This window comes from Acidovorax sp. A1169, assembly GCF_030704685.1.
In the GTDB taxonomy this organism is placed as follows: domain Bacteria; phylum Pseudomonadota; class Gammaproteobacteria; order Burkholderiales; family Burkholderiaceae_C; genus Acidovorax.
In genome coordinates, this window is the sequence record NZ_JAUZDX010000002.1 from 510701 (window position 1) to 531155 (window position 20455).

The 20455-nt window shown below is 65.4% G+C and carries 18 protein-coding genes; 3 read left to right on the plus strand and 15 right to left on the minus strand.

Features of this window, described 5'->3' with window-relative positions:
- Window positions 1-11: 11 nt before the first annotated feature.
- Together QYL93_RS05640 and QYL93_RS05645 are read right to left on the minus strand one after the other, a co-directional pair.
- The gene (locus tag QYL93_RS05640) at window positions 12-848 is read right to left on the minus strand and encodes an ABC transporter ATP-binding protein (RefSeq protein WP_179683784.1); all 837 of its coding nucleotides are present in this window, start codon (window positions 846-848) and stop codon (window positions 12-14) included.
- Between the two features lie 218 nt (window positions 849-1066).
- Window positions 1067-2098, minus strand: coding sequence for an ABC transporter substrate-binding protein (locus tag QYL93_RS05645; protein WP_305742722.1), 1032 nt, complete (start codon window positions 2096-2098; stop codon window positions 1067-1069).
- A gap of 320 nt (window positions 2099-2418) precedes the next feature.
- On the opposite strand from QYL93_RS05645, the gene QYL93_RS05650 reads away from it, so the two are divergent.
- A complete protein-coding gene (locus tag QYL93_RS05650) occupies window positions 2419-3237 on the plus strand; it encodes an HDOD domain-containing protein (RefSeq protein ID WP_305742723.1) in 819 nt (272 codons plus the stop codon).
- Between the two features lie 58 nt (window positions 3238-3295).
- Here QYL93_RS05650 and QYL93_RS05655 read toward each other — a convergent pair whose 3' ends face one another.
- The 11 genes from QYL93_RS05655 to QYL93_RS05705 all read right to left on the minus strand — a co-directional run bounded on the left by QYL93_RS05655 (window position 3296) and on the right by QYL93_RS05705 (window position 16380).
- The gene (locus QYL93_RS05655) at window positions 3296-5596 is read right to left on the minus strand and encodes an NADP-dependent malic enzyme (RefSeq protein WP_305742724.1); all 2301 of its coding nucleotides are present in this window, start codon (window positions 5594-5596) and stop codon (window positions 3296-3298) included.
- Between the two features lie 238 nt (window positions 5597-5834).
- A complete protein-coding gene (locus QYL93_RS05660) occupies window positions 5835-6152 on the minus strand; it encodes a DUF6471 domain-containing protein (RefSeq protein WP_305742725.1) in 318 nt (105 codons plus the stop codon).
- Entirely contained in the window at window positions 6149-7993 is a 1845-nt protein-coding gene (locus tag QYL93_RS05665; protein WP_305742726.1) for an ATP-binding protein, read from the minus strand. The genes QYL93_RS05660 and QYL93_RS05665 overlap by 4 nt, the downstream gene beginning before the upstream one ends.
- Before the next feature lie 75 nt (window positions 7994-8068).
- Complete coding sequence (locus QYL93_RS05670; RefSeq protein ID WP_305742727.1) at window positions 8069-8773, minus strand: PspA/IM30 family protein; 705 nt, start codon at window positions 8771-8773, stop codon at window positions 8069-8071.
- 16 nt (window positions 8774-8789) lie between these two features.
- Window positions 8790-9644 carry a hypothetical protein gene (locus tag QYL93_RS05675; RefSeq protein WP_305742728.1) on the minus strand — a complete coding sequence of 285 codons (855 nt, stop codon included), beginning with the start codon at window positions 9642-9644 and terminating at the stop codon, window positions 8790-8792.
- 8 nt (window positions 9645-9652) lie between these two features.
- Entirely contained in the window at window positions 9653-10543 is an 891-nt protein-coding gene (locus tag QYL93_RS05680; RefSeq protein ID WP_305742729.1) for a hypothetical protein, read from the minus strand.
- Complete coding sequence (locus tag QYL93_RS05685) at window positions 10540-11382, minus strand: ABC transporter ATP-binding protein (RefSeq protein ID WP_305742730.1); 843 nt, start codon at window positions 11380-11382, stop codon at window positions 10540-10542. The genes QYL93_RS05680 and QYL93_RS05685 overlap by 4 nt, the downstream gene beginning before the upstream one ends.
- A 48-nt stretch (window positions 11383-11430) precedes the next feature.
- The gene (locus QYL93_RS05690; RefSeq protein ID WP_305742731.1) at window positions 11431-12234 is read right to left on the minus strand and encodes an ABC transporter permease; all 804 of its coding nucleotides are present in this window, start codon (window positions 12232-12234) and stop codon (window positions 11431-11433) included.
- Between the two features lie 10 nt (window positions 12235-12244).
- Window positions 12245-13957, minus strand: coding sequence for a phosphate ABC transporter substrate-binding/OmpA family protein (locus QYL93_RS05695; protein WP_305742732.1), 1713 nt, complete (start codon window positions 13955-13957; stop codon window positions 12245-12247).
- Window positions 13958-13971: 14 nt separating this feature from the next.
- Window positions 13972-14664 carry a hypothetical protein gene (locus tag QYL93_RS05700; protein ID WP_305742733.1) on the minus strand — a complete coding sequence of 231 codons (693 nt, stop codon included), beginning with the start codon at window positions 14662-14664 and terminating at the stop codon, window positions 13972-13974.
- A 228-nt stretch (window positions 14665-14892) separates the two neighbouring features.
- A complete protein-coding gene (locus QYL93_RS05705) occupies window positions 14893-16380 on the minus strand; it encodes a nucleobase:cation symporter-2 family protein (RefSeq protein ID WP_305742734.1) in 1488 nt (495 codons plus the stop codon).
- 579 nt (window positions 16381-16959) lie between these two features.
- On the opposite strand from QYL93_RS05705, the gene QYL93_RS05710 reads away from it, so the two are divergent.
- Together QYL93_RS05710 and QYL93_RS05715 are read left to right on the plus strand one after the other, a co-directional pair.
- On the plus strand, window positions 16960-17250 hold the full coding sequence (locus QYL93_RS05710) for a hypothetical protein (protein WP_305742735.1): 291 nt from the start codon (window positions 16960-16962) through the stop codon (window positions 17248-17250).
- Window positions 17247-18695: a hypothetical protein gene (locus tag QYL93_RS05715; RefSeq protein ID WP_305742736.1), complete on the plus strand. Its 1449-nt coding sequence runs from the start codon at window positions 17247-17249 to the stop codon at window positions 18693-18695. Before QYL93_RS05710 ends, QYL93_RS05715 begins: the two co-directional genes overlap by 4 nt.
- Window positions 18696-18861: 166 nt before the next feature.
- Here QYL93_RS05715 and QYL93_RS05720 read toward each other — a convergent pair whose 3' ends face one another.
- Both QYL93_RS05720 and QYL93_RS05725 read right to left on the minus strand, forming a co-directional pair.
- On the minus strand, window positions 18862-19629 hold the full coding sequence (locus QYL93_RS05720) for a GntR family transcriptional regulator (protein ID WP_370876940.1): 768 nt from the start codon (window positions 19627-19629) through the stop codon (window positions 18862-18864).
- Window positions 19630-19675: 46 nt separating this feature from the next.
- Window positions 19676-20452 (minus strand): aspartate/glutamate racemase family protein, encoded by a 777-nt coding sequence (locus QYL93_RS05725; RefSeq protein ID WP_305742737.1) that lies wholly within the window; start codon window positions 20450-20452, stop codon window positions 19676-19678.
- Window positions 20453-20455: the final 3 nt, after the last annotated feature.

The following is a 20455-nucleotide window of genomic DNA, read 5'->3' on the forward strand; positions in this document are numbered from 1 at the left end:
GGGAAGGGGGCCTATTGCGGGATGGGGGCGGCAGGCTTGCCTGCACCCTGGCGTATGGCGCCGATATGGCCGCGCAGCTCGTGCACGATGTCGCTGAACTCCTTGGTGTAGGTCAGCTCCAGGTCGCGCGGGCGCGGCAGCTCGATCTCGCGGCGCACCACGAAGCGGCCGGGGCTCTTGCTCATCACGTACACCGTGTCGGCCAGAAAGACAGACTCGCGCAGGTCGTGCGTCACCAGGATGACGTTGAATTTCTGCTCGGTCCACAGGTCGCGCAGGATGCACCACAGCTCCTCGCGCGTAAACGCGTCGAGCGCACCGAAGGGCTCGTCCAGCAGCAGCATCTTGGGCTCGTGGATCAGCGCGCGGCAGATGCTGGCGCGCTGCTGCATGCCGCCCGACAGCTGCCAGGGGAACTTGTCCTCGTAGCCGCCCAGGCCCACCTTCTGCAGCAGCTTGCGCGCACGCTCTTCGTACTCCTTGCGCTTTTGCTTGAAGTGGCTGCGGTAGGGCTCCACGATCTCCAGAGGCAGCAGTACGTTGTCCACCGTGGTGCGCCAGGGCAGCAGCGAAGGCGCCTGGAAGGCCATGCCCGAGATCTTGAGCGGCCCGGTCACGGGCTTGCCGTCGATCAGGATCTTGCCCATCGACGGCATCTTCAGGCCCGTGGCCAGCTTCATGAATGTCGACTTGCCGCAACCCGAAGGCCCGACGATGGCGATGAACTCGCCCTGGCGGATCTGCAGGTCGATGGCCTCGACGGCAAAGTGGTTCTGCGCGCGCAGCTCGTCGTTGTAGGCGAGCCAGACGTCACGGAAGTCCACGAAATAGGAATCGGCAGCCTGCATCAGGGGTCCGTAGGTAAGGTTTGCGCATTGGGCCGTGTGAGCGGCCCGTGCATTTCAGTGATCCATAGCGCTGTGCGCCACCCACACCGCACGAAACTGGCGAGGCCCAAGCCAGTGCCCCCGTGCAAGGGCCGCCCCGCCGCACCGGGGGCGTCCCCCTCCCAGATTGCGAAGCAATATGAGAGAGGGGGAAGGCGCGAAGCGACTCAGGGGGTGTTTCACTTCTTGGGAAGGATGTTCAGCTCGGCGGCGCTGGGCAGGAAGCTGTCGTTCCACACATCGTCGGCCTTCACGCGGGTCTTGGTGTTGAAGGCGTCGGATACCTGCGAGGCCATCAGCGACAGGCGGCCGGGCACGGCCTTGCCGAAGCCTTCGCTGCGTGCGTCGGGGCTGTTGATCACGGTGTCGATGGCCAACTGCAGGCGGCGCGTTTCCAGCGGCACGTTGACGATGCCGTCGCGGGCCTTCACGTGCTCGATGGCGGCGGCTGGGTTGGCCATGACTTCCTTGGCGCCCTTGGTGAAGGCCTTGAGGAAAGCCTTGATCGCCTCGGGGTTCTCCTTGATGAGCTTGGGCGAGGCGATGATCACGTTGCCGTAGAGTTTCACGCCGAAGTCGGCGTAGGGCAGCACGACCACGTCGGCGGCCTTGGCGCCACGCGCTTCGAGGTTCAGCAGCGAGGTGAAGGTGAAGCCGGTGATGGCGTCCACGTCGCCGCGCACCAGCATGGTCTCGCGCAGCGGTGGGTCCATGGCGGTCCACTGCACGCTGCCCACGCTGTTGGCCTTCTGGAAGATCGGGAAGGCGCGGCGGCCGGCGTCGAACACCGGGGCGCCGAGCTTCTTGCCTGCCAGGTCGGCCGGCTTGGTGATGCCGCTCTTCTTGAGCGCCATGACCGAGGCCGGGGTGTTGTTGTAGACCATCATCACCGCCACGGGCTTGTTCTGCGCGTCGGGGTTGTTGGCATGGAATTCCATCACCGCAGCCAGGTCGGCAAAGCCCATGTCGTAGGTGCCCGAGGCCACGCGCTGCACGGCGCCGCCCGAACCGTTGCCGGCGTCAACCGTCACGTCCAGGCCCGCCGCCTTGAAGTAGCCCTTGGCCACCGGCTGCAGGAACAGGGCGGCCGGGCCCTCGAAGCGCCAGTCGAGCTGGAACTTGATGGGCGTGGTGGCCTGCGCATGGGCCAGGGAGAAGCTGCCGGCGGCGACCAGCAGCACGGCGGCTTGCAGGAGGGAGCGTTTGTTCATGGGGAGGGTTCCTGTCGAGAGTGGCAGAGAAATAAAAAAAGGCGAAACGCGCTGGCGGCCGGTGTGCACCGCTGGTGTGCGATGCAGAGCAAACAGCAAAAACGATGCCCGCTTTCAGGGGAGCGGGGCCGGGGTGTGGCCTATTGTTCGCCAGATTGGTGCATGTGGCCCTACAGGCTTTCCCGAAATGGTGCATGCCGTGAACGGGCATCGCCTGCAGCCCGCTCCAGCGCGCGCATTGGTGCAAACGTGCACGCCACATGGGCGCGCCAGTGGTACAACGAAAGTCCATTCTCAGTGAACGGCTTTGGGAGGCCCCTATGGCAAATATCCAGGATTTTTTCGAAAACGTGCAGTTGCCGACCATTCCTGACGTGGCGCGCGAGCTGATCGCCACCATGAAGGACGACGACATCCCCTTCGAGAAGGTGCGCGCGGCGATCTCCAAGGACCCGGCCCTCACGGCCAAGCTGATCCGCCTGGCCAACAGCGCGCGTTTTGGCCTGCCGCGCCAGGTGGCATCGCTCGACGATGCCATCACCATGGTGGGCCTGAATCAGGTGCGCACCCTGGCCCTGGCGTCGTGCATGTCCGGCGTGTTCAAGGACGCCTCGGGCGTGGACGCCGAAGCCTTCTGGAAGGAGAGCATGGCCATTGCCGGCTACTCGCAGTGGCTGGCGCGCACCCTGGGCTCGGACGTGCAGGAGTCGTGGCTGGCCGGCTTTCTGGTGCGTCTGGGCGAACTCATCATTGCGCAGAAGATGCCCGAGCAGATTCCCGCCATCGAGCAGTTGCCGCACCATGCGGGAGGGCGCTGGGAGCGTGAGCGATCGCTGCTGGGCTTCACCGAGGCGCAGGTGACCGGAGAGCTGGCGCGCCGCTGGCGCTTCCCGGACACCATCGTGCGGGCGCTGGAGACGGCCGAAGACCCCGTGGCCTCCGTGCCGTTCTGCCGCCTGGGCGGCATCCTGCACGTGGCCACCTTGCTGGCCGAGATCGGGCTGGAAGAACCCAAGTCGCCCGCCGACACCATCGCCAGCCTGCCCGCCGAGGTGACCAAGGCCCTGCAACTCGACCCCGACTGGCTGGTGGAGCACCTGCCGCCCGTCGCAGGCTACGTGGACGTGTCGGTCCGTTAGCCAAAAAAAAGCCCCAGGGCCTGGGCCTTGGGGCTGCTTCGCGCGGGGGGGCCGCCGTCTACTTCGCCGTGCGCGAGCCCGCGTTGGCCGCAGCCAGCGCCGTCATGTTGACCACGCGGCGCACGGTGGCCGAGGGGGTCAGCACGTGGGCCGAGGCGGCGGCACCCAGCAGGATGGGGCCGATGGTCGTGCCCTGGCCGCTGGTGGTCTTGAGCACGTTGAACAGAATGTTCGCGGCGTCCAGGTTGGGGCAGATCAGCACGTTGGCCGAGCCCTGCAGCGTGGTCTCCAGCAGGCTGCTGTGGCGCACGCTCTCGGACAGCGCGGCATCACCGTGCATCTCGCCATCGCATTCGATGTGCGGCGCGGCCTGCGCGAACAGGTCGCGCGCCAGGCGCATCTTGCGCGCCGACGGGCGGTTGGACGAACCGTAGTTGGAGTGCGACAGGAAGGCCACCTTGGGCGGCAGGCCAAAGCGCTGCACCTCGTCTGCAGCCATCTGGGCAATGGCGGCCAGGTGCTCGGCGTCGGGGTCTTCGTTGATGTAGGTGTCGGCAATGAACAGCGTGTGCTCGGGCAGCATCAGCGCGTTCACCGTGGCAAAGCCGGGCGCACCCTTCTTCACGCCGATGATGTCGCGGATGTGCTCCAGGTGGCTGTCGAACTTGCCCACCATGCCGCAGATCATCGCGTCGGCATCGCCGAGCTTGACCATGAGCGCCGCGATCAGCGTGTTGGAGCGGCGCACGGCGGCCTTGGACGCCTCGGGCGTGGCGCCACGGCGGCCCATGAGCTGGTGGTAGGTTTCCCAGTACTGGCGAAAGCGCGGGTCATCCTCGGGGTCGCAGATCTCCACGTCCTTGCCCGGCTGCAGGCGCAGGCCGGCCTTGGCGATGCGCGTGGCGATCACGGCAGGGCGGCCGATCAGGATGGGCTTGGCCAGGCCTTCGTCAACGGCCACCTGGGCGGCGCGCAGCACGCGGTCGTCTTCGCCTTCGGCATAGGCCACGCGCTGCGGGTTGGCCTTGGTGGCGGCAAACACGGGGCGCATGAACATGCTGGTCTGGTAGACAAAGCGCGTCAGGCTCTCGCGGTAGGCCGCATAGTCGGCAATCGGGCGTGTGGCCACGCCCGATGCCTCGGCAGCCTTGGCCACGGCAGGCGCGATGCGCAGGATCAGGCGCGCATCGAAGGGCGTGGGGATCAGGTAGTCCGGCCCAAAGGAGAGTTCTTTGCCCGCATAGGCGGCGGCCACCTCGTCACTCATCTCGGCCTTGGCCAGGTCGGCGATCTCGCGCACGCAGGCCAGCTTCATGGCCTCGGTGATCTTGGTGGCGCCGCAGTCCAGCGCGCCGCGGAAGATGTAGGGGAAGCACAGGACGTTGTTGACCTGGTTCGGGTAGTCCGAGCGGCCCGTGGCGATGATGCAGTCGGGGCGCACGGCCTTGGCCAGCTCGGGGCGGATCTCGGGCTCGGGGTTGGCCAGCGCCAGGATGATGGGCTTGGTGCCCATGGTCTTGACCATCTCGGCCGTCAGCACGCCAGGGGCAGAGCAGCCCAGGAACACGTCGGCACCATCGACCACATCGGCCAGGGTGCGGGCCTCGGTCTGCTGCGCATAGCGCTGCTTGGAGGCATCGAGCCCGCCGGGGCGGCCTTCGTAGATCACGCCCTTGGAGTCGACCATGAAGACGTTCTCGCGCTTCACGCCCAGGCCCACCATCACGTCCACGCAGGCAATGGCGGCAGCACCCGCGCCCGAGACGGCGATCTTCACCGCGCCGATCTCCTTGCCCACCAGCTCCAGGCCGTTGAGCAGCGCGGCGCTGGAGATGATGGCCGTGCCATGCTGGTCGTCGTGGAAGACGGGGATGTTCAGCCGGTCCGACAGCTTCTTCTCGATGTAGAAGCACTCGGGTGCCTTGATGTCCTCGAGGTTGATGCCGCCCAGCGTGGGCTCCAGCGCCGCGATGATCTCCACCAGCTTGTCCGGGTCGCGCTCGGCCAGTTCGATGTCGAACACGTCCACGCCGGCGAACTTCTTGAACAGGCAGCCCTTGCCCTCCATCACCGGCTTGCTGGCCAGCGGGCCGATGTCGCCCAGGCCCAGCACGGCGGTGCCGTTGGTGATCACACCCACCAGGTTGCCGCGCGAGGTGTAGTCGAACGCCTTGGACGGGTCGGCCTCGATGTCGAGGCAGGGGTAGGCTACGCCCGGCGAGTACGCCAGCGACAGGTCGCGCTGGTTGGACAGGGGCTTGGTGGGGGTGACCGCGATCTTGCCCCGGCTGGGGTTGCGGTGGTATTCGCGAGCGGCGTCGCGCAGTGCCGCTTCGGCAGCGGAAAGGTTCTGTGTCATACGGAAATCCTGGAGGAGATTCTCAGCAAATGCCAAAAATGAGCTTACTCCATGGCGAGTGCGATGAGAGTGAGGGTTAATGCGTTGATTGCATGGAGTCCAACCCGGGTTCCATCGATGAAATGGTCACAGATTGGAAGCCTGGCCTTGCCCGGTGGGGCAGGTGAGGCGGCGTGGGCGGTGGGCCCCGGTGCATGGAAAAAATCGGATTGTCTTCCTTTTCAGAAAGCCAATAGGCTTATCCAGGTTTGGACAGCCGTGCCTTTTTGTTGGCCTCCACCTTGCGGGTGGCCGGCGCCAGGCCGGGGATTTCGAGGGTGGTCAGGTCCAGGTGCGTCACGCCCATGCTGCGCAGCAGCAGCAAAAAGTCCGAGGCCTTGAACGCACCCCGGCTCTGCCGGGTGGTGAGGTTGTTCGGGGTTTGCTCGATGCCCAGCTCGGTGAGCAGCTCCGACACCTCCTGCCAGCCCCAGCGCTTGTCGTTCTTCGCGGCGGTCAGGGCCTTGCGCACCTGCTCCTTGGCGAGGGTGTGGACATGGTCGCTGTCGCTGCTCATAGGCGCAACTGGCTGCGCACGCGCTTCATCTCGGCGTGCAGTTCGTCGGTGGTGCGGTGCTTGAACTTCTCGGGCAGCAGGCTGCGGCGCGAGGCCTCGGAGATGGCCAAAAGCTCCATGTACTCGATCATCAGCGTGTCGCGCGTGGGCATGTAGTCCACGGCGGCCTGCAAAAAAATCTCGCGCGTGAGCCGGCCGTCGGCGCGCTCGGCCAGGTCGATGGACAGCAGCGTCAGCGCTTCGAGCTCGGCGTTCGAGAACTCGGTGTCTTCGAGCGCGGCCTCCATCCAGCCGGCGCCGGTGCCTTCATCTTCGTCATCGTCCTGCGGCGGCTCTTCGATCGCCTTGCCAAAGCGCTTCAGGATCACGCGCACGATGTTCGCGCGCTCGGCCCCGTTCTCGGGGAAGAACAGCGGTATCTTGGTGTCGAAGCGGCCGGGCCGCTTCATGTCGGCGTCGAGCTTGTCGGGCCGGTTGGTCATCATGATGAACAGCACCTGGCCGCGGTTGTCGGTGTCCGACATGAACTCCTTGAGCCGCGCCGTGACCCGCGACGAGGTGCCGCCATCCTCGTCGCCTTCGCCGCCCAGGCTGCGGTCGCCCTCGTCGATAATCAGCGCGATGGGCCCCATGGCCTTGACCATGGCCAGCACCTTCTCCAGGTTGCTCTCGGTCGCGCCCACCCACTTGGAGCGGATGTTCTTGAGCATCACCGCCGGTATGCCGGCCTCGCGCACGAAAGCCTTGGTGACGAAGGTCTTGCCCGAGCCCATGGGCCCCACCACCAGAATGCCCATGGGGATGCGCGCCACGTTGCCCGAGCGGATGGCGGCGGCAATGGCGGCCAGCTCGGCCTTCACCATGCTCATACCGCCCACGCCTTCGAGACCGAATTTCGGCTCGACGAACTCGATCAGGCCAAAGCACTCCTGCGTCACCAGTTCGCGCTTGCGCGTGCGCAGCAGGGCCGCGATCTCCTCGAAGGCGTTGCCCTTGGCCGGCGCCTTGCTGCCCGGCTGCAGCAGGTGGCGTATCTGCTCGTTGGTCTGGCCGCTGGTCAGCTTGGTCAGCTGCTTGGCGCGCGCCTCGGCGTCCTCGGTGCCGGCAATCAGCTCCTTGATCAGGGCCTCGCGCTCGGCATCGTTGGGGGCCTGCACATTGGCGTCGTTGCCCAGCAGGCCGAACAGCTGCACCAGGCGCAGGCCCGAGGCCTGCTGTGCCAGCCGCGTGACCTGGCCGGCATCGAGCGAGCTGTCGGCCATGCGGATGGTGGTTTCGCGCTCAGCCTGGCCGGGCATGGGTATCTCGACGGTGGCAATGCGCGGGTTCGACAGGATCTGCGCGTTCAGCTCGGCCAGCGATTCCACCAGCAAAAACACCACGTTGTCGCTGTCGCCGATCTGCGGGTTGAGCGACCAGCGGTGCAGCTTGGCAATCGCCTGGCGGTCCTGCATGGTCATCATCGACGGGTCGCCCGCCGGGAACAGCGAGCCTGCGTAGTGGATCACCACTGCCGTGCCGCTTTCGTGCATCAGCGCGGCCTCGATGCCATCCAGTGGTTCTGCCTCGGTGTCGAAGGCGCGGCCCGCCAGCGCCTGCGTGCCCGAGGCGATGCTGTGCGAGAGCACACGCTTCTTCTTGCCCTCCAGCAGCGAGCGGAACAGGTACTGCTCCAGTTCGACGAACTTGCCATCGAGCAGGATGCGGTCGTAGATGTTGCGGTACAGCACGAAGACCGAGGCATCGCCGCTCAGGTAGCGCCGGCGCACGGTGTCGACCCAGGCCGGCGTGGCGGGCGTTGCGGTCGCGGCGGTCGTCGCGGGGGAGGAGGGTATGCTCACAGGGTTCCTTGGGCGTGGCGGGCGCGCCGCCCCGGGGCAGCGCGCGGTGGACTGCGGTGGCTGCTGCGCAGCGTGTTACATCTGCTTTGCGCCTGCGCCCTGGGCGCGGGCGGCCTTGAGCTGCGCCAGCTGTGCTTCGGCCGTGGCGCGCGAGGCACCCTTTTGCAGGCCCTTCATGCGCACGTCCAGGTCGGCGCCGCGCAGCTCGTCGCCCAGGTTGGCTTCGGAGATCACGTTGGCGATGTGGCCGCGCACGTTGTCCAGCGCGCGGATCTCGGCATCCACCGACAGGCCTTCGAGCTGGCTGTGGATCTGGATCTTGGCCTTGGCGCCGGCCAGCTTGGCCAGGTTGCGGTCGCGCTCGTCCTCCACGCGCTTGATCTCGCTCTTCATCTCGAGCAGCGCGTCCTTCATCTTCTCGGCCTCGGCCATGGCCGTCTCGGCCTCGGCCGTGAGCTCGGTCACCGACTGGTCGTTGTCGTTCTTCATCTGCAGAATGCTCACGGCCAGGTCGTCCTGGTTGGTGTCCATGGCCTGCTGCAGGTTGGCTTCGAGCTGGGCCTGCTTCTGCTTGGCGTTGTGCAGGCGCGTGGTCACGTCGTCACGCTGGCGGATGATGGCGCCCGCCGCCTTCTTCAGGCGGTCGTAGTTGGCCTTCATGCTGTTGATCGAGTTCTCGTACGCGATCTCGGGGTTGTTCTTTTCGATGCCCGAGACGAAAAGCGAGAGAAAGCCGGTGAACAGGTTGCTCAGGCGGCCGAGGAAGTTGGAAGAAGCCATGGTGCAGGTCCCTTGCTTAGCTGATGTTGACGTTGTCGAAGAAGATGCGGTGGTCCTGGGCAAACGCGGCAAAGCCCTGCTCGACCTGGGCCAGCATGGCCGCGCGCTGCGCGGGGTCGATGAAGTCGAAGGCGGCATTCACGCCCTGGGTGGCCCACTCGAAGTGGTCTGCCTCCACGGCACCGCCCTCGCCCGAGTGGATGCCCACCCAGGACAAGGCCTTGTGCTTGGTGTTGCCGATGTCCACCTCGGTGTGGAACAGGCGCTCGGCCAGGCCGCCGCCGGCCTCGCGCAGGGTGGCGCCGATCACGGTGAACTCGCGGTCGGCCAGCAGCTCGCTGCCCAGGTGGTAGCCCATGGCGTGGAAGATGGATGCGAGCGAATCGTCCTGCCCGCCGCCATAGCCGCGCAGCACGCCCTGGTTCAGCGCCTTCAGCCAGGCCGGCTCGGCCGCCAGCGCGTTCAGCGTGGCCATGTCGGCCCCCGGCATGGTGGTCTGCACGATGCCCTTGAGGAACGCCTGCGCCAGGCTGCGGTGCGGGTCGCGCGCGCGGGTGGAGTGGTCGTCGAACTCGTCGCGCGCCGCGTCGAAGATGTAACTGGCCACCAGCACGTTGCGGTCGGCCGCCGGCAAAAAGGGCTCGGCCGGGTCGGTGAACAGGTGGCGCGCGCAACCGATCTTGCCCGCCAGCGAGGCCACGCTGCAGCCGAAGTAGCCGTTCCAGGCGATGTAGCGCGCGAAGAAGCGCACCAGCCGGCCCGGCTCGTCGGAGACGATGGCGGCCTTCAGCGCGGCCTCCATCAGCCGCGTGTACTCGTCGAAATCGACAAGGGTCTGCAGGTGCGATTTCTGTACGGTGGTGGTCGTCATGGCAGGGGTCATTTCATGGCTTGCGCCGTGGGGCGGGGGACAGGGGCAGCTGCGGCCTTGGCCACGGCAGGGCTGGGCACATGGACGCCGATGGTGTCCAGCTCCTCGCTGATGTCGGCCTCCAGGTTCTCTTCGATCGCCAGGCGGTCCACGCTCTCGCGCAGCCGGGCCGATGCGTCGGTAGCCATGGGCATCGACACGGCCTGCTGAAAGACCTCCTCGATGATGTCGGGCATGGAGACCATGGCCGCCTCGATGGCGAACATGCGGCTGCTCAGGCGGCTGCTGCTTTCCATCAGCCGCTGGTAGTCCTTGCGTGCCTGCAGCAGCTGGCGGCGCTCGCGCTCGCCGGTGGTTGCTGCCAGCTGTTCCTCCACGCTGCGCAGGCGGTCGGCGATCTCCTTCTTGCTCAGCTGGCTCTGGCGCTCGTTGGCGCTCACGATGGCCAGCCAGCGCGCCAGGTAGTCGCGCGTCACGTCCTTCAGGCGGTCGATGTCCTCCACGCTCAGCGCGCAGGTGCGGGCCTTGACCATGCGCTCCAGAGCGTCGATGCGGTCCAGCGTCTGCAGGTACACGCGCATGCGCTTGGAGCTGGGGTCGCATTCATTGCGGTCGCCCAGTTCCTTGAGCAGGCTGTCCACCTGCGCCTGGTAGCGCAGCGTGGCGTACTTGCGCCGCACCGCGTAGCGAAAGGTCGACATGCCCGGCACGTACAGCAGGGCCAGCCCCTCCACGGCCGCATACGCCGTGCCCACGAAGACGAAGCCCGGCAGCCCGTACGGGAAGGAGGCCAGCACCGCCAGCGCGGCTGCGCCCAGCGATGCCGTGACGTTCCACTTGCTGGTCAGAAACTCCTGGATGTACGGGGGCTCTTCCCGTTCGCCCGGGTCGAATTTCATACGCTCAGCGTGATCTGGCCATGGCCCTTCGCGTCGCGCAGCGACGTGAGGATGCGGTCCTGCATGCGCAGGGTCTCGGTGGACCGTGCCCAGGCCTCCGAGCGCGGGTGCTCGGCGTGGATGGCAAAGTCATCGGCAATCTTCGCGGGCTGGGGCGACAGCACGATCACCCGGTCGCCCAGCGTCAGCGCCTCGCTCACGTCGTGCGTGACGAAGACCACCAGGCAGGGGTTGGCCTTGCACAGCGACAGCAGCAGGCGCTGCATCTCCTCGCGGGTCTGCGGGTCCAGCGCGCCAAAGGGCTCGTCCATCAGCAAAATGCGCGGGCGCAGCACCAGGGCGCGCGCCAGCGCCACGCGCTGGTTCTGGCCACCCGACAGCTGCGCCGGGCGCATGGCCTTCTTGTCGGCCAGGCCCACGGCGGCGAGGATGGTGTCCACCCGCTCCTTGATCTCGGCCTGGGTGATGCGCCCCTTCCACAGCTTGAGCGTGAACGGAAAGGCCACGTTGTCCCACACCGTCAGGTCGGGGCGGTTGGCGTACTGCTGGAACACGGTCACCGCATCGTCGTGCTGGTCCAGGCACTCGCGGCCGTCGATCTCCACCCGGCCGATGGTCGGCGTCTTCACGTTGAACGGGCGCACGCCGCCCATCATGCGCATCAGCGTGGACTTGCCGCAGCCCGAGGGGCCCAGCAGCATGTTGATGCTCGGGTTCGTGAGCTGCAGGTCGATGCCGTCGATCACGCGCAGCACGCCCTTGCCGTTGGCGGCAGGGTACTCCTGCACGATGCCGCTCATGTGGATGGAAATGCTCGCAGCGCTCGGGGTCGATGTCATGCTTGGCTTTGTTGTATCAGTTCTTATTGGGAGTGCATGCCCGGGCCGTCAAACGCTCTGTTCCCAGGGGAACATTTTTCGTTTTGCCCATGTCATCACGCGGTGCGTGATCAGCGCCAGCGCAATGATGGTGATGATGCCCGCGAACACCTGGTCCATGGCCGAGAAGCGGCGGGCGTTCTGGATCAGCTGGCCCAGGCCCTCCTTGGCGTTCACGTACTCGGCCACGGTGATGTAGGTCCACATCACCGAGATGGCGATGATGATGCCGTCCACGATGCGTGGCATGGCCATCGGGATCACCGCGCGGCGGATGCATTCCCACGGCGTGGCGCCCAGGTCGCGCGCGCTGATCCAGTACGACTGGGGCACCGAGCGGATCGCGTCGCGCACCAGCGGGATCAGGTAGACCACCGCGCCCGAGAACAGGAAGACGATCTTCATCTCCTCGCCAATGCCGAACCACATCACCATGATGGGCAGCAGCGCCACGATGGGCGCCGAGCGGAACGGGTCGATCAGCGGCGACAGCGTGGCGTTGATGCGCGGCGATGCCCCCATCAGAATGCCGATGGGCAGGCCGATCAGGATGACCAGAATGCCGGCCACCACCAGCCGCCCGCCCGACCACAGCACCGAGGTCAGCAGCAGGCTTTCCTGGCGCACCGGGTCCCACGCCAGGCGCGAGAAGGCCATGGCCACCTCCCACGGCGCAGGCAGCCGGTTCGAGTTGACCAGGCCCGATGCGCTCACCAGCGCCCAGGCCGCCAGCACCACCACCACGGCGCCCACGCCCAGCATGCGCTGGGTCTGGGGCGAGATCGGATGGCTGGGGTTCCAGAATTGGGCCATCGCCGGCCCCTCAGCGTGCCAGCACGGCGATGCGGGTGGCGCGGTTCATCTGGCGGCAGGTGTCCAGGTCCACCTCCAGCGCGCCGGGGTTGGCTTCGTTGCAGATGGGGTAGTTCGAGCCATTGCCCACCACCTTGAAGCGCGCGGCCGGAATCTCCCACTGCGTCACCACGTACTTGGTCACCGCGTCGGCCCGCGCCTTCGACAGGCGCTGGTTGGCCTGCGCACTGCCGGTCGAATCGGTGTTGCCCGAGATCTCGAAATACGCCGAGCCGTTGCTGTTGATGAACGGCACCACCTGGGTGTCGATCACTTCCTGCGCCTTCTTGGTCAGCTCGGCCTGGCCGACGGGGAAGTTCACGCTCACCGGCTTGGTCAGCGCGGCGGGGCGGGTTTCGGCCTTTTGCATGCCGGCCGTGTCGAAGGTGAACTCAGGCTTGGCGGCGGCGGCACGCGCGGCCTGGTTGTCCTTGAGCAGCGCGTTGATGAAGCGGTAGTCGAACGAGTTCTGCGGCGAGACCACGGGCGAATTCGGGTTGGCCAGCGAGCCGGCGGCGCGGTAGATCGCGTCGAACTCGCGGTACACGCGCTCATAGTGGTTGGTGTCGCCCGCCAGGCCCAGAATGCGGGCGTTGTCATCCAGGCCCGTCCACACCAGGTTGGAGAACAGGCTCGAGATGAAGGGCATGCCCTCCTTCTTGGCCAGTTGGTCGAAGAAGGGTTCGGTGCGCACCAGCGCCTCGGCAGCGCCGGCCGGGTTGGCGCGGGCGGCGGTCACGCCGTCCATCCAGCCCTTGACGAAGCCCTGGAAGGCCTGCTGGTGCGCAGGGTCCTGCAGGAACTTCTGGTTGCAGACCATCACGTCGTAGATCAGGTTGGTGGCCACCTTGGTCGAATACACCACGCGCGCGCCGGGCGTGGCCTTGACGGCCAGCGACAGGTCCGGGTCCCACAGCACGGCGGCGTCCACGCTGCCGGCGGCAAACGCGGCGCGCACGCCGGGCGTGCCCTCGTCGGCGTTGATGTAGACCACGCGGTCCAGCACATTGGCCTTTTGCTTGGCGCTCAGGCTGGAGTTGTTGATGGCGTTGATGAACAGGCCGTGCGAAGGCGTGTACTTGAGCAGCGCCACCTTCTTTCCCACCAGGTCTTCGATGCGCTTGATGTCCGGGTCGCGGGCGATCACGGCGTCGGCGCCCTGGGTGTTGTCCACGATCATGATGGCGCGGCCATCGAGCTTGGTGTTGATCAGGTTGGGCTGCTCCTGCGCCCAAAAGTCCGAGGTGCGCCAGGCGCACTGCGCCGTGTTGCTCTCGAAGATGGTGGTCAGCGTGGGGATGTCGTCCTGGATGATGAACTCCACGTTCACCCCGGCCTTCTGGAAGATCGAGCCCGGCTGCGTCTTCAGGCTGTTGCCGTTGGCCACCAGGGCCGGCGCATAGCCGTGAAAGCTCACGATGCTGACCTTGAGCGGGTTGCCGGCCGAGCCCAGGGCACCGCCCTTGGGCGCCGCCACGGCGGGGGCGGACGGCGTGTTGCCGGCCACCACCGCAGGCGCGGTCGTGCTGCCCTGCGGGCTGCTGCTGCCAGCCGGGGCCGACGCCTCGGTGTTGCCCAGCTTGTCCTGCACCCACATCTTGCCGCCCATGTTCCACAGAACAGATCCCGCAGCCCCCACGACGATGACCGCGATCAGCGCCTTACCCATGCCAGTCAATTGCATTGCCAACTCCTACTTTATTTTTGAACCTGTGATTGGCCCGAGAACGTGATGACGATCTGGCCCAGCCGGTTCATTTCTGCATCCAGCCGGGCGGATTCCCTCTCCCCGGCCTCCTGATTCGTTCTGGCCGCTGCTCGCACGTCGGCCGTCTGCTGCGCGGCGCGCGCCACGCCTCGGTCCAGCAGCGCCGTCAGCTCGGCGATCTGCTTGCGCACCTGGGCGCTCTTGTCCTGTTCTTCAGCCTGGATGGCCGCGATCTCGCGGTCCGCATTTTGCAGTGCGGAAGCCACTTGCTGCGCAATCTTTTGTTTGGCGATGGCCAGCGCCTTGACCTTGCGTTGCGCGTCCAGCACGGAATCGTCCACCGTCCAGGTCTCGTCGGCGTCGTCCATGGCCTTGATGGCCTGCTTGCGCACCTCCATCGGCATGCTCTCCAGGCCCCCCATCAGCTTGAGCAGCTTTTCGGCGCTGTAGGCCACCACGGGCACATTGGCCTCGCGGTACAGGTCGGCAAAATCCTTTTGCTCGGCCACCACGCTCTGCTCGGGCGCCAGCACCGGCGCGGGCGCGGCGGGCGCAGGCGCGGGTTCGGGCTCCGCCTCGGGCTCGGGGTAGGCCTCGGCGGGCGCGTCCAGGTGGGTATCTTCCTCCGGGTCGAGCGTCACAAGCCCGGTGGCCGCCAACATTTTGCTGAATTTTGTGCGCATTGGATTCCTTGCAAAGGATCAATGTAACGTACTGCATGGTACGCAATATTGCACGGGTGCAAGTTGGCAATTTATGTGGCCCCCCAGCAACCTGCCCAGAGGGGAAACGCTCGCCGGCTTCTCCATCGGTCTTGCATGGGTTTTTCGTGCAAAACAGTCCAGAGCGGGGCGCTGAAAGCAAAAAAGCCCCCAGCGGTCAGCCGGGGGCCTTGGTTCGTGCGGACCAGGTCAGTGCGCTTCTGCCTGGCGCGCTGCGTTCACGGCAGCGCTGGTGTCCTTGCTGGCGCCGTTGAAGAACACATTCAGCGCCACCGCCGTGATCGAGGCCAGCAAAATGCCCGACTCGATCAGCGGGTGGATGGCATGCGGCATCCACTGGCGAAAGCTTGGTGCGATCAGCGGGATCATGCCCACGCCGATGGACACCGCCACGATCATGCCGTTGAAGCGGTTGTTGCGGAAATCCACCCCGCCCAGGATGCGGATGCCCGTGGCCGCCACCATGCCGAACATCACCAGCCCCGCGCCGCCCAGCACCATGGTGGGCAGAGACTCCACCAGCGCCGCCATCTTGGGCAGCACACCCAGCACGATCAAGATCACGCCGCCGGCCACGCAGACAAAGCGGCTCTTCACGCCCGTCACCGCCACCAGCCCCACGTTCTGCGAGAAGCTGGTGTACGGAAAGGTGTTGAAAATGCCCCCCATCAACGTGCCCAGGCCATCGGTGCGCAGGCCGCGCGTCAGATCGTCCTGCTCGATCTTGCGGTCCGTCATGTCCCCGAGCGCCAGGAACATGCCGGTCGACTCGATCATCACCACGATCATCACCAGCGTCATCGTCAAAATCAGGATGGGGTCGAACACCGGCAGCGCAATCTCGAACGGCAGCACCAGGTCGAACCAGTCGGCCTTGCCCACCTTCTCGAACGACATCAGCCCCATGGCCGCCGCCACCACGCCGCCGATCACAATGCCCAGCAGCACCGAGATATTGGCGACGAAGCCCTTGGCGAACTTGGCGATCAGCAAGATGGAAACCAGCACCAGCGCCGAGATGCCCACGCCCGTCAGGTCCGCATAGCGCGGGTTGGGCACCGTGGGCACCACCGCAAAGCCCTTGGGCACGGGCGGCAGCGACGAGCCCGGCGCCCCGGCGGCCGACTGCGCCTCGGTCAGCCACTTGATGTGCTCGGGATTCACCACATTGGGCGCCGTGGGGCCCACCGGGTTGCCAAAGATCCAGTTGATGCCCACCCGCATCAGGCTGATGCCGATGACCGCGATGATGGTGCCCGTGACCACCGGCGGAAAAAACCGCAGCATGCGGCTGACCATGGGCGCGATCAGGATCGAGATCACCCCCGCCCCGATCACCGAGCCGAAGATCAGCCCCGCCCCCGCCGTGCCGCTGGTGCTCTGCGCCATCGACACCATGGGCGCCACCGAGGCAAAGGTCACCCCCATCATCACCGGCAGCTGGATGCCGAACCAGCGCGTGGCGCCCAGTGCCTGGATCAGCGTCACCAGCCCGCAGACGAACAGATCGGCCGAAATCAGCTTGGCCACCTGGTCCGGCGTGAGGTTCAGCGCCCGGCCCACGATCAGCGGCACCGCCACCGCCCCCGCATACATCACCAGCACATGCTGCAAGCCCAGCGCCCCCAGGCGCCCTATGGGCAGTTGTTCATCCACAGGGTGCACGGACGGTTGCATGGCAAAGCTCCTTCGGGTGGGTCTGTCGGGTGTCGTTTGAATGCGGAGGGCGCACGCCATAACGTGTACAACCATCCATACAAAAAGTGTATACACGATATGGCGACAACCTTATCCCGGTAAACCCTAGGCGACCCATGAAGGTGGCTTGGTGTCTATCGACGCTTGGTCAGTTGCAGTGCGTTCGGCAGCGCGCGGCCAAGGCCGCCGACAGAGGACCGATCCACCTGCCAGGCGACTTTTCTCTTGCTTGCTCTGGCGGTGTGCCTATTTCCTAATTGCGCAGCCGTTCAAGAGAGGGGTTGGGTGCTGCGGCTTGGCAAGCTGTTGAAAACGATTCCCAGAGCCTCAAAACGCCATTGGCAGGCACGAAAAATCACTTTTGGCGCTTTCTGAGAGGCAGGCTGCCGGTCTCGGTGGGAGCCGCAGCTGAATTTCAACAGCCTGTTCGAGCATCAATACTGTACCGAGTTTGTAGTTCAGGGGAGGGGGTTGCCGCGTGCAAGCAATATTTCCCTAGGTCGCTTTGTAAAGAGCCGGTAGAACTGGCGAGCGGTACAACCAAGCAGGAGGGAAACTATGACATGCAGCGTGAAAAGCAGTGATCGGGCTGAGTACGTACAGATCCTCATCCTTGAATATTTCCGGAAGATTGAAGGCCCGGGTGTTGTCGTCACACTCGACACCTTTCTAGGAAAACATGGTTTGGGTCACTCCATGATCAGGCGCAAGGGCTACCGGGACGGCATAGCGGAAATTCTCAGTGTGAGGGGCTGCTCTATGAGAACTCTCAGGCCGACCGATTTCGTTGATGGAAAGCTACCCACGGTCGGTCACATCGCGGCCTTGGTGCTGAAGGACTTAGCATGAAAAGCCTTTTCTGCGCCTCGATCCTTCTTTCTGCTGCCACCGCTGGCATCGCGTCTTCCATCGCCTCCAATGATTCAAATGGCCAGTTCCGCGAGGGGATGTTTCTTCTCCCAGAACTGACAAGCGCCAAAGACTCATACTTAGTCATTGTTGTGCCCGCGAGCGGAGAGTCTCCGATCAACTTCGCTCTACCTCAGGGCAGTACCGGCCTGCGAGTGACTGGTAGTGCTCTACCTTCTGGAGAGTGGAGTTGGTACTTCAAGCTGTCAAGTCAGAACGTGCCGGAGGTCGAATTGGTGACCAACAAGATGCTAGCGCTGGGCGCTGCCGATACAAAAGAAGGGCGCTTTTCGCTGGCCTGGAAGCCGGTGGAAGGGGCTACTCGCTACACTGTATCTGGAAGGGCGAAAACTGCCGACAGTGTCGAGTTGGTTGGTAGCAAGTGGGAAGCATCTTGCATCGCAGTTGCCTGTACCCTCGGTGAGACGGTCACGATGGCGATTGACCTGAAGCCTGGGTCGGAATTGACGTGGCAAGTGACAGCCTTGGACAAGGATTCCATCCCAATCAGAAAGAGCGCGGTGGCGCAGATCCAGATGGAGGATACGTTCATTCGGAAAGCCAGTAGCGCTGGCTTCAAAGTTCAGCGTTCGGACACGTTGTCTAAAGCGATGGCGGGACTGCCGGCAACGTTCTCCTATCTTTCCAACCAGCCAGCCAACGCAACCGCGCGTGCTACCGCATACCAGTCTGAATTCGCACTTATCTATGAGGGCTCGACTGCTTTGGGCCGCTTTTGGCCACGCGCATCCCTTGAAGCTCGATTGACATCTCGTGGAGAGCAAAAACCAGGGGATCAATTAAAGTTGCGAGTGGGTGGATACACCGAAATCGGTTCACGCCAGACGGGCGAATTCACTGACGTTGTCGCGGGCTTGAAGTATGAGACGGAGCGAAAGACTGGCACGAAAAAGGGATTGGTTGAACTGAGCATCACCCCAGTTTATGGTCCACTAGGGAGACTGTGGCCCGGCCCTCCTTCGAAAGGTCAGGCTGATGTGGCGGGCAATTACATCAAGCTCCCATGGCTCCAGCTCGCACCCCTCGTGTCGTTCGGCGCAGAGGTCGGTAAAACCATGGAGGTAGGAAACTCCGCGGAAAAGCAAGACACCATTCTTCGGCTACGCACCACCCTCAGGCTTGATGGAGAGATGAATGCGCTCTCCAACATGCTCGGCACGCGCAGTGCTACAGCCTATGTCGAAGGAACGTACTGGCGATTGCCACGAGAGGATGATGTCCGCAACTACCGTGTGGCAAGGACAGGACTTAGCTTCGGCCTGACCGAAGCCTTGAGCTTTGATCTGGCCTATAGCGTTGGACGTGAGGCGCCAGCGTTCAGGTTTTTAAGGGTAGGTACTGCCGGATTTGGCCTTAAGTTCTGAGCGATCGCCAAGTGCTGCGTTGGCATTGCCGACGAGGCGCACAAGGGATGCGCTTCATGAGCGCGGATTGGCTGTGCTCTAGCAGTTTCGCGCAGGCCTGGATAAGACCGTCGTACGATGTTGGTCAACCAACTGTTCAGGTGTCTAGTCCGCATCCTGCTGCTTTTCACGCCAGCAAGGCCTTGACCAGGTCGAGTTGCCTGTCAGTCCGCCCCGTATCCAGCGCCAGATTCGCCTCGATGCGCTGCAGGTGCTCCGTCATGCTGGCTACGGCGGCCTGCACGTTGCCGCCTTTGCACAGCGCCAGGAAGTCCGCATGCTCCTCGGACGAGCAGTGCGGGTCGTTCGACGAGTCGTACAGCATGGCGATCAGCGAGCTGCGGGCCACCAGGTCGCGCACCAGCTGCGCCAGCGTCTGGTTGCCGGCGGCCTCGGCCAGCACCACGTGGAAGTCGCCCAGCAGCTTTTCGCGCACCCGGCCCGTGGTCGTGCTCTCGCGCAGCGCCGCGCGCTCGAAGCGGATGTGCTGCTCCAGCATCTGGTAGTCGGCCGGCGTGGCGCAGGCGATGAACAGGCGCACCACCTCGGCCTCGAGCACGCGGCGCACGCTGAACACCTCGCGCGCCTCCTGCACGCTGGGCCGGCTCACGAAGGCGCCCTTGTCGGGGATGATCTCGATCAGCTTGTCCTTGGACAGCATCACCAGCGCCGCGCGTATCTTGGTGCGGCTCACGGTGTACACGCGGCCCAGCGCCTCCTCGCGCAGCCAGGTGCCCGGGGGCAGGCGCTTTTCGACGATGGCGGTGGCCAGGTCCTGCGCAATGCTCTCGGTCGAGGCCAGGCGCCCGTCCGCTGCGGCCATATCAGGCGTGGGTTCGGCAGCGGGCGTCAGGTCGGCGGGAAGGGCTTTGGGGCTCGTGCGGGCGCGGGGCATGGTGGCCGATTGTGGCCTGATTGGCCGGGCTGCAGTGCAGCAGGCCTCAGGCGGCGCGGGATATGCGGGCTGGCGGCACCGCCGCCATGGGCGCCAGCGCAAAGCCCGCCAGCGCTCCGGCCATGGCCTTGGGCAGCGGCCGCGCCAGCTCGCCGTGCTTGCTCGTGCGCAGGCCCAGCAGCACCAATGATTCGACCATCGAGGTGGCAGCCGCCACGCCGTCGATCACCGGCACGCCCAGCGTGTGGCTGATGTGCTCGCACAGATCGGCCATGCCCGCGCAGCCCAGCACCAGCGTGTCGCAGCCGTCCTCGGCCAGCGCGCGGCGGCATTCGTCGGTGATGCGTTCGCGCGCGTTCGAGCCCGGCACCTCCAGCTCCAGCACCGGCAGCTCGCAGGCGCGCACGTTGGCGCAAAAGCGCTGCATGCCGTAGATCTCGGCCAGGTGCCAGGCCTGGCCCATGGTGCGGCCCAGCGTGGTCACCACCGAAAAGCGCGCGCCCACCATGCTGGCCATGTGCATGGCCGCCTCGGCAATGCCCACCACCGGGCCGTGCGCCAGCTCGCGTGCGGGTTTCAGGCCCGGGTCGCCAAAGCAGGCGATCACATAGCCGTCCACCCCCTCGCGCTCGCCCGCCGCAATCTCCTGCAGCAGGCCGGGCACGGCCAGCGCCTCGTCGTAATGGCTCTCGATGGAGGCCGGGCCCATGGCGGGGCTCACCGCCACCACCTCGGTGCCCGGTCGCGCCACGGCGCGCGCGCAGGCACCGATCTTCTCGGTCATGCTCCAGGTGGTGTTGGGGTTGATGATCTTGATGCGCACGGG